The following is a 9,469-nucleotide window of genomic DNA, read 5'->3' as shown; positions in this document are numbered from 1 at the left end:
GGACAAACTTATGATAGGCCCGAAAGGGAGCTGACTTCTCGTTGGTCTCTCGTAGGTACATAAGGTTGTGGCTATCTTTTGACGAAAGAAACGTACTGTTATGTATACCTCCATTTGGAGCGTCGGCGTACGTTTTACTTACCAGTATGGTGTGTGACGAAGATACGACAGCAAATGGACCTGCAATGGGAGGCTTGGGCCGTATGAGTTGAAAGGCTCACGTACGGTTCTTAGGGGAGTTAGAGGCAGCGATGCCCCTCGCTTACCCGACTGAATCGAAAATATAAAACTACAGTGGTATTTTGAATACTTTTCCCTCTCTTTTAAATAACGTATTATCACTATAGCTTATATATCCTCCAATTTCGTATCCTAGACGAGTATACATGGAAAATGCCCGTGGATGGCTTGATTTCATATAAATAGCTCGATATCGTTTGGTTCTATAATATGGCATAATCACATCTCTAAGCCATTTTTCCCTATTTCCTCGTCCTTCCTCACATATGTGAAAATAGTTAAGTATTAAGATATCTTAAATATTTTCCTCTATTTAAATAGGTTCTTTAAAAAATACATTAAGATCAAGTAAACCTATGTTTGCAAGAGCAATACCTAAATGCTCCCCTTCTCTTTTCATAATATGAAATTCCATGTTCATATCTTTTTTCGTTTTAACTTCTTCAATTAAACGACAACAATGATAAACTTCATCATAGTCATCCCAATCGTTCTTTGCTTTAAATAATAAATTCTTGATGATAGGTATAAGATGGTTGCTGTTAAATTCAGATGAAATGCTAAACTCGTTACCGTTGAATTCACTTAGAATCTTCAAAATTATTCTCCCTCTTCGACTGGAATTTTTCTTCTGAATATGTACTTTTACATCCTATAATAAACATAACGATTTAAATAAATATTTTATTAAGGCTTTATCATTCTAACAATTGTTTTATTTATTATTTGTTAAATCCTTATTTACAATTAATGTACCATAAAAAGTAAGTATGGATGTTTTGCACGTCCGTAAAAGTATGTTTTGTTGGACAGTGATGGGGATGGTATATGAATTGAATATCTCTGAGTTCCTGATTAATTTGTTCTACTGCTATCCCTCCCATTTATAAAAGGTAGAAACAGCAGGAGGATACTCAATAGATTCTGTGTAAAACTCTATTGTTTTTCCATATAAAAGTTTATATACAGTGTTGATAGGGAAATTAGTTATTAAATAAAAAAATAGAGGAAGTTTTGTCCGTGGTATAATCAGAGCATTTCAACGTAGAGAAAAGCACTATAGAGACAGACTTATAAGGGTGATAGTCTGATAATTGGTGGGGATTCCAATTTGGGGAAAACAAGAATTGAAATTAGCAAAGGGGATTCTTTTTTCCCATTTCCATCAGAAAACGAAGGAGCCTATTGGGTAGAACAGTTTGTTTAAATCGGTTTCATATGACAACCAATGTTGCTAGTCTTATCATCATTAAACACTTTGTTTTGGACTAGAGAATCGGACAAGAAAAGTCCTGAAATTTTAAAGGGAGGAGAAACATGATGAATCATGTAAAGGCACTTTTAATCAAAGGGATTATGACACTTGCAATCCTATATTTAATCCTTAGCTTAGGATTTGGAATTTCCTTTATTAACGTATTAATTATTACACTAGTCCTTGGTGCGATTTCTTATATATTAGGGGATCTTTACATTTTACCTAAAAAAACTAACATGGTAGCCACGATGGCAGATTTAGGGGTTACGTTTGTTGTTGTCTGGTTGTTAGGAATCGCTTTAACAGGTATGGAAGCAGCTACAATGGCAGAAGTTGCAGCTATTTCGGCTATAGTGATAGCGATAGGTGAATACCTCTTTCATTTTTATATTTTAAGGAAAGACCTTGGGGCTAATAAGCGACTAAAAGCTTCCTCTAGTCATTAAAAAATAAAAGGGCTGTCCTAGAAAAGGGGGCAGTTCTTTTATTTATACTTAAAGATATAAAGGATAGTATAGATGTATACTAAATCACCTTATTATCTCCAAAAAATATAGGGATAAAAATAAACTTTTTACTCTATATAAATACCAATCTGTTTTGGTGTTCTGAAAGATAAGAGCTTTAGGGCCGTTTCAATCTGGGGGATTTAAAGCTGCAGTTATTTTTATATCTAAATAAGCGTCTCCGAATGACCGTGTAAATGAAAATCACTGTATCTTAACGTCATAGAAAGCGCATAATGGAATTAATTCACATTAATAGTTCTTTAATAGTTCTTTCTTTTTAAACCATTTTTCCACTTTTTAATTGGCCAAAATCGGACTTTCTGTTTTTCGGCATAGTGAAGTAAAGTAGGGTCTCCGGATAAATCGATATGACGAGGGGAAATAATTTCACCTATTGAGAGTGAGGCTTCTACTTTTTGAAGCAACCATGGTTTATGATGAATATCCTCATAATATAATTGATTTTTAAAAGTTGTATAGAGTCTGTATCGTTCAGTTAACCAATAGTCAAGAGATCCTATAGGAGCAGGCGATGATAGAGAAATTGGAGAGTAATTAGCTTCATATTTTGCTTGGCTATTATCCTTTCTTTGACTCCAAAAGTGAATAGCCTTCTGGTTCTTTTCAAAACTCATTTGCGCATGGTAATAAGGTAAATGAAAAAAAGAACGCGCAGCTAATACAGCGAGAGGATGACTCGCATCAAGACTGAAAAAGTAAATACCTGGTCGCCCTTTGTAAGAGACGTAAGTTCTGAGATTTAATTCAGGGAAAGAATGGACTTTGGGAATGGGCGGCAAAAAACGTGCACGTAAATGAGTCAAATAGAAGGGGAGAATACTAATCCATGCCTTTTCCTGATAGGTATCTAGGTCAAGCATGGGAGGGATTTTCGCACGAAGCTCTCTAGGAGAGACTTCCCAATGAGCGAAGAGCACATCGTTCCAGGTTTGGGACATAATCCAAGGACCTCTAGGTGGTGGAAAAGGTCTATGTGATGTATTCATAGATATACCTCCTTATTCTTAAATGATTTTCTTATTTTTCGAGGAATATCCTGTAGTTTCAAACCCTATGACAACATGGGAAGTACTCATCCCCATATTTGATATAAAAGGAAGAGAACTGATACAAAAATCTATCCCTCTACCGAGACTTGTTTGATAAGTATATAAATGTATCCATTCATTTCAACTTGTTACAGACATTTACGCAAATAATATTGTCTATCTTTTCCTTCATCCTAATCATTTCTCATATTTCGTTTTGTTAGTTGATTCCCTGTGCCACAGGATACTAAACATAAGTTAAATAAAAAGAGACCCTTTGTTTGGCGTTAACAAAGGGTTTTTACGTAGAGGAGAATACATTAATAGTTTTTCTAGATACATCAACAGCTTAAAAGGTTCGTTTGATTAGTTTATGTCCTATAAGATCTATTATATGAACTAATTATGAATGGAATATACATTAAGAAAACGGAAAAACTCCCTTTGGCGGTGGGGAGCTTTTCTGCTTTTAGAAAAAGGGGTTATATCGAGTGTGTCACTTCATATTGGGTAGCTTGTGTAAACTTTTAAATGTTATTCGTATAAACTTTAATATCTAACTTCTATAAATTCCTATAACCAACATCATGGGAACTAAGTTTGGGTACCTTATACAATATAAGAAGCAAAGAAGGATATGGAACTTTGACTTAATTGAGAAATCTCTTGGCGAATACTTCCTAACTCTTGTCCTAATTCAACATCTGTAGCGTTCTTTCCAAATAATTGAGTATCTTTTTGCTTTTGTTTTCGATTGTTCTGTTTTTGATTGTTGTGAGTCATAATAAAAACCTCCTTAAAGTAAACAAGATGCACTCTTTTAATTTGTCTATTGCTTATATAAAGATGAATGGTAACTTTTATTGAAGATTTCCATGTTTTATTTTATATATATAAAGTATTAAGATGGATTGTAGGAATAAGTACGATAGCTAGTCTCTATTTCTTCTTAGGAGTAGGTTGTATGGATTCGTTCACGTTCACCACATTCTCTACCTTTAAGCTGGAGAACGTTCAACTCCGCGAAAACAAAAAGCACTCTATTTTATATCCTTATTTAGCTTATAACTATATTGGAGACATTTTACTAGCATTTGCAGATATGACATTAAAAAGGATTAAGAAGGGAAGAAAGCTCCCTTTATAATAAATATCATTAGAGAGCCTTTCTACTTCTTATAAGCAACATTATGGGAACTAAAAATAAGTATCTTATACAGCGTGAAAATAGAAAACACTACTGCTTGCAGTCAGTATTGTTTTCTAATGCACATCAACTTTTAAGAGCGATATATTACATACCTTGAATAGTTTGTTCTAATTACTCTGTATTATTCATATAAGCAAAAAACTGCCTATAACTTCAATTATATTAACTAATTTTGCGTGGGGCATCGTATAGAAAAACCAAAAAATAACCTCTCAAGAAAGGGGTTATTTCTTAGTTTTAGCGTAAAAGTGTAGACGAATAGGTGTTCAGTACCCACATAAATCAATTGTGGGCTCCCTTTTAGTTTACTCATAATAGGGGTTGTTATTCATTTCTTATAGTAATCACTAGTTAGGATAGGAATAAGGTGTGAAACAAACCATAATGAACAAATTAAGATAGGGAAATTTTATAATCCTTCCCTAGAGATAGTGTTTATTAAGGTTAAGACCATGTTTTATGTTAAGTAAGTTCTTCCTTTTTTGAATAATGATAAATTTTAACATATTTAAAATTTACAAATGGTAAAAATAGGTTTATTATTATATTAAGGAAAGTAACCCTCTTTTCATAATATCTTACACTACATAACCCTTCTTTACTAACAGAGGAAGGGGTTTTTGGTGCCATTTATAAAATTTAAATGCATCTCATTAATTGAACCTCCGTAAAAGTATAACTAAGGGAATTAAAAGCATAAATTCTTTGGAAACCAAAAGGTATGTAATCTTGTGCTACCTGTAACCATGTTTTATGTAAACTAACTTTTTCTATTATATATAATTTAATAATAGAAACCCCATCTTTTGATAAAAAGATAGGGTTTGCTTCGACATATATAGTAAGAGAACGAATCATTACTGCTTCAAGTTGTCTTAATCATTTATCTTAAAAAAAGGAGTTCTCATTGAACTTTTTTTTCCATTTGTAAATATACTTGATATAGTAAATCTTTAAGGATTAAAAATGTATCCTCTGAAGAATATTTGTATTGGACCATTATTTCTTTGACCATTCCATAAATTTTTTCATAATAGTGAGGGCAATCAACCGTATCCTGATATTCATTAAGTATTGGATATAGTTTAGACCAATCAAGTGTGTAATTACCTGAATTACTCATAGTTACTTCTACAGATGGAGATGGAGAAGTTGTCTGGTTCTCACGCAATAAATAATCGCAAGTAACATTTAATACTTCAGCTAACTTCCCTAATTTAACCGATTCAGGATATGCTAAATTAGATTCCCATTTTGAAATAGTTTGCCTCGTTACTTCCAACATTTCGGCTAGTTGATCTTGGGTTAAATTCATTTCTCTTCGTGCTTTAGCTATCTTTTCTCCTCTATTCATTCATTTCTCTCCTTTCAAGTTAAGATTAATTTTATATCGTACTCATAAAAGGTTAAACCAACCTGACGTTTCTAAAAGCAACTTTAAGTTGCTTTTAGAAACTGCTAACTAGTAATTATAAATCCGTAAAAGTATACTTTTACGGACATTTTATGATCTCTTAGTATCGATATGGACTCTTATCGAGTGAATTTAAATTTGTTCCCTATAAAACAATTTAAATCTAATGGGATTTTTTATTTATAATATTGTCTCTCGAAAGTCGAATGCTTAGATTCTGTGCTTAATTTTTTTCCTTGACGGACTGTTTCACCTTTTCCATAAAGAGTCTAAATAAGTTTAACATTGAAGCATGTTCTTTTGCCATCATTTCTGGGTGCCATTGCACGCCTACTACAAACTGATTTCCTTGTTTTTCAACGGCTTCAATAACCCCATCTTTTGCCCATGCCGAAACGTCAAAACCAGGTGCTACATCTTTAATTGCTTGATGATGAAATGAATTAATAAGAATTCCACTACCGTAAAGGCTGTGTAAGTGTGTTCCTTCTTTAACAGTAATAGAATGGGAAGGATTACTTGTATTTTTATATTGATCATGTTTGATAAATGATTCTTCAATTTCTGATATGTCTTGGTATAGAGTCCCACCATAAGCAACGTTTAAAATTTGTAAGCCCCGGCAAATAGCTAACACAGGTTTCCTCTGATCAATTACATGCTTTAATAATAGTTGTTCGGACTTATCTCTTGCTAAGAAAGGTGCTCCAGTCTTTGTTGTAGGTTCTTCTCCATATAAAAGTGGGTTTACGTCTTGCCCACCCGATAAAATCAACCCATCTATGCTTTCTGCCTGCACTTTAATCATTTTTTCATCTTCTAAGACTGGTAAGATAAATGGAACTCCTCCACTAAGCGTTGTTGATTCAATATAATCATTGTTTACATACGCTCGTTTATATCCTGGAAAGTGTCCTCCTTGATCCACACTAATGTTTCCTGATATACCAATTAAAAATTCCACCGTTGTCTTTCTCCTTTTCCGTTGAATTACCATTCTCTAAGATACTTTCTATGCTTTATTTTATCCACAAATTGTAATAAATAATTCCTTCTGCAACAATTGGTTTACCCCAGTGTTTAACTGTTCGGTATATTTGTTCAGTATTTTCTATGATAAAAAATATTATATTAAGCATCTATATTTTAATTAATTATGAGTAATTTATTATTTAAAATAAAGGCTACTCTTTTTTCTTTAGGCCTTATGGTACCATGAAAGAAATTTGTCAAATTAGAGGAGTTAGTCAGATGACAATGTATCAAGAATATACATTAAGAGATGGAACTATAAAATCTATAAAAGTGATAAAAGAGCGATCTTATCAAGAAGAGATGAAATTGTTAGGCATCACAGAACGAGATATTTTTTCTATGCAATTGTTAGATAAAGCTTCACTAAACAAAACTAAATAAAAAAGCTCAAAAACCCTTATCCATTGGATAAGGGTTTAATCTGTGTATCATCCACCTATTGGCGAACGACTTACTAGAACGGTGTGTTTGTTATTATGCATACTAAAGTTTTATTTTATTCTTATTTACCCACTGTTAGTTGACCTTTTTGAATTTAATGGAAGTCGAATTCCCTATAGTAGGGTTAAATTTTCACAGGAGGAAGGTTTATTATTCTGTGTCTTGAGGCAAGTTCACTGATCCACCAACAGGAGAAGGTGAAAAGCAGTTAGAAGACTCAATACGTTGCTCTAATAACATTTTTACACCATCTTCCGGTAACTGATTCGATCTCTTGCTTATAAATGGTTGATGACCTTCTCCTGTGGAATTGTAAGAAACGACGACTAATTTTTTTTCATCTTCCTTAGGCCAGTTCAACTCCATAGGAAGACGCGCTACTTGCGGATAAAGATCCTCTTTGAATATGGTCGGTTCTTTATTGATAAGTACTTCATAGAAATGCCCTTCATGAATTAATCCAATTCTGTGCTGATCCAAATTGCTCATTACTATATCCTCCTTATATCGATATAAATATGAATGTACAGATATAGTATCAGTTAGAAAGAAATACAGTATTCTATTTATATTTAAACGAACCTTATCATTATAAAATGTATACATTTTGATGTTCCACAATCGCGCCCGATACTTGAAGAAACCGTTATAACATTTTATACATTAAAATATCATCAACGAATTTCCCATCGATTAAAAATTCATCTTTTAGCGTTCCTTGTTCTTTAAAGCCATTTGAAATATAAAATGGAATAGCAGATTGATTTGTGGAAAGCACACGAAGTGAAACTTTTGTAAAACCGTTCTTTTTACCCCATGAAGATATATAATTCAATAGCGCTCTTCCTACACCTTTCCTTTGAAAGTCAGGGTGAACGCCAATATCAATTTCTAATACATGACTGTTGGACTTTAGACCTGTAGGGTTTTTATAACCAATATAACCTCCAACTTTATCATTGATAATAGCAACAAACTGTTTTCCAACTGGGCATTGTTTAGAATATTCCTCTAATGATTCCCAATAAAAAAACGCAGGAGTATTAGAGTTATTCAAAATTAAATTGTTTAAATCCATTAACTCTTTAGAATCAGACTCTATGGATTGCCTTATGTAAATAATCAAAATCCCCCCCTTTAAAACTAGAATATAAATAAGACTCTTTGACAATAACCCTGCTTAACATTTCTTTCACATCGTTTAATACCAATTATTTCAAATTCCCACAATTTGAACAATACGTTATTCCCCATATCAAAGTAAATCAAAAAAGTAAACAATAGTATGATTATTTTAGAGGGAATGAATACTATCCAACATTTTGAGTAAACTACTCCCACTTAGCAAGCTTGAAGTGGGGGATTCCTATATTCGTAAAGAATATAAGCTCCGTCCGATAAAACTATGCAGTAAAGAATGATTCTTAAATAAATTCCAAACAGCATTACCAAGAGAACAGAGAAAGACCTGAAAATTTGTTAATAGGAGTGACGGAAGTGATTAAAGGAAAAAGTAACACGATTCATTTGTTTTTACTATTGTTTGTTACTGCAGTTTTCATATGGTCAATGATCAAACCAGTAGGGAGATATTTGACATGGACATTGGAAGTCAGTCCTGCCGTGGTTGGAATGATTATTGTAATTGCAACTTACAATAAATTTCGTCTCACTACCCTCTCCTATACTATTATTGCAATTCTAGCTATTCTTACGTTTGTCGGCGGTCATTACACCTACTCAAAGGTTCCCTTATTTAATTGGATAAAAGATGTTTTCGATTTGAAACGAAATCACTACGATCGATTTGGACATTTTCTAAAAGGTTTGTTTGCAATTGTAATAAGGGAAATACTATTACGAAAAACGCCACTAACCAAAGGACCTTGGTTATTTGCCATTATTACAAGTATCTCGCTTGCAATCGCTTCCTTATATGAAATCATTGAATGGCTAGTTTCTAAAATAACAAAGGGAGGAAAAGCTGCTAAAGATTTTTTAGGTACGCAAGGCGATATTTGGGATACACAGTGGGATATGTCGTTTACTTTAGTTGGTTCGATTCTTACACTACTCATTCTTTCAAAACTACACAACAGGTTACTAAAAAAGAAGCACTAAAAGAGTGGACCACGTTTTGTATATGTTATTAAACAATAAGTTGAAACAAGCAAAAACCCTATTTCATCTTGAAAATGTATATATATCATATTCATTTTCAGTTCAGTCGGGTAAGCGAGGGGCATCGCTGCCCCTAACTCCCCTAAGAACCGTACGTGAGCCTTTCAACTCATACGGCTCAAGCCTCCCATT

At 33.2% G+C, this 9,469-nt stretch carries 11 protein-coding genes; 4 read left to right on the top strand and 7 right to left on the bottom strand.

Going from position 1 to position 9,469, the window contains the following annotated elements; all coding sequences use genetic code 11:
• Positions 1–553 precede the first annotated feature (553 nt).
• Positions 554–838 (bottom strand): hypothetical protein, encoded by a 285-nt coding sequence (locus tag BM012_RS26710; RefSeq protein WP_201030248.1) that lies wholly within the window; start codon positions 836–838, stop codon positions 554–556.
• Between the two features lie 722 nt (positions 839–1,560).
• On the opposite strand from BM012_RS26710, the gene BM012_RS25685 reads away from it, so the two are divergent.
• A complete protein-coding gene (locus BM012_RS25685) occupies positions 1,561–1,944 on the top strand; it encodes a DUF2512 family protein (protein WP_061804539.1) in 384 nt (127 codons plus the stop codon).
• A 323-nt stretch (positions 1,945–2,267) separates the two neighbouring features.
• Here the strand turns inward: BM012_RS25685 and BM012_RS25680 are convergent, their stop codons facing one another.
• Together BM012_RS25680 and BM012_RS26655 are read right to left on the bottom strand one after the other, a co-directional pair.
• The gene (locus BM012_RS25680) at positions 2,268–3,014 is read right to left on the bottom strand and encodes a YqjF family protein (RefSeq protein ID WP_061804538.1); all 747 of its coding nucleotides are present in this window, start codon (positions 3,012–3,014) and stop codon (positions 2,268–2,270) included.
• 651 nt (positions 3,015–3,665) lie between these two features.
• Positions 3,666–3,839, bottom strand: coding sequence for a hypothetical protein (locus BM012_RS26655; protein ID WP_161939313.1), 174 nt, complete (start codon positions 3,837–3,839; stop codon positions 3,666–3,668).
• 181 nt (positions 3,840–4,020) lie between these two features.
• Here BM012_RS26655 and BM012_RS25675 point away from each other — a divergent pair, with 181 nt between their 5' ends.
• Complete coding sequence (locus BM012_RS25675; protein WP_061804537.1) at positions 4,021–4,203, top strand: CrcB family protein; 183 nt, start codon at positions 4,021–4,023, stop codon at positions 4,201–4,203.
• A 967-nt stretch (positions 4,204–5,170) separates the two neighbouring features.
• Here the strand turns inward: BM012_RS25675 and BM012_RS25670 are convergent.
• Together BM012_RS25670 and BM012_RS25665 are read right to left on the bottom strand one after the other, a co-directional pair.
• Positions 5,171–5,620 (bottom strand): helix-turn-helix domain-containing protein, encoded by a 450-nt coding sequence (locus BM012_RS25670; protein WP_061804536.1) that lies wholly within the window; start codon positions 5,618–5,620, stop codon positions 5,171–5,173.
• 283 nt (positions 5,621–5,903) lie between these two features.
• Complete coding sequence (locus BM012_RS25665) at positions 5,904–6,644, bottom strand: gamma-glutamyl-gamma-aminobutyrate hydrolase family protein (RefSeq protein ID WP_061804535.1); 741 nt, start codon at positions 6,642–6,644, stop codon at positions 5,904–5,906.
• Positions 6,645–6,931: 287 nt separating this feature from the next.
• On the opposite strand from BM012_RS25665, the gene BM012_RS26650 reads away from it, so the two are divergent.
• The gene (locus BM012_RS26650; RefSeq protein WP_167360164.1) at positions 6,932–7,096 is read left to right on the top strand and encodes a hypothetical protein; all 165 of its coding nucleotides are present in this window, start codon (positions 6,932–6,934) and stop codon (positions 7,094–7,096) included.
• 210 nt (positions 7,097–7,306) lie between these two features.
• On the opposite strand, the gene BM012_RS25655 is transcribed toward BM012_RS26650, so the two are convergent.
• A complete protein-coding gene (locus tag BM012_RS25655) occupies positions 7,307–7,645 on the bottom strand; it encodes a hypothetical protein (RefSeq protein ID WP_061804533.1) in 339 nt (112 codons plus the stop codon).
• A 157-nt stretch (positions 7,646–7,802) separates the two neighbouring features.
• Positions 7,803–8,282 (bottom strand): GNAT family N-acetyltransferase, encoded by a 480-nt coding sequence (locus tag BM012_RS25650; protein ID WP_061804532.1) that lies wholly within the window; start codon positions 8,280–8,282, stop codon positions 7,803–7,805.
• Between the two features lie 371 nt (positions 8,283–8,653).
• On the opposite strand from BM012_RS25650, the gene BM012_RS25645 reads away from it, so the two are divergent.
• Complete coding sequence (locus BM012_RS25645) at positions 8,654–9,277, top strand: DUF2238 domain-containing protein (RefSeq protein WP_061804531.1); 624 nt, start codon at positions 8,654–8,656, stop codon at positions 9,275–9,277.
• The last annotated feature ends 192 nt before the right edge of the window (positions 9,278–9,469 follow it).

Source organism: Priestia endophytica DSM 13796 (assembly GCF_900115845.1).
GTDB lineage: Bacteria > Bacillota > Bacilli > Bacillales > Bacillaceae_H > Bacillus_I > Bacillus_I endophytica.
The sequence above is the reverse complement of the archived record's forward strand: the minus strand, read 5'-3'. Positions and strand labels throughout refer to the sequence as shown.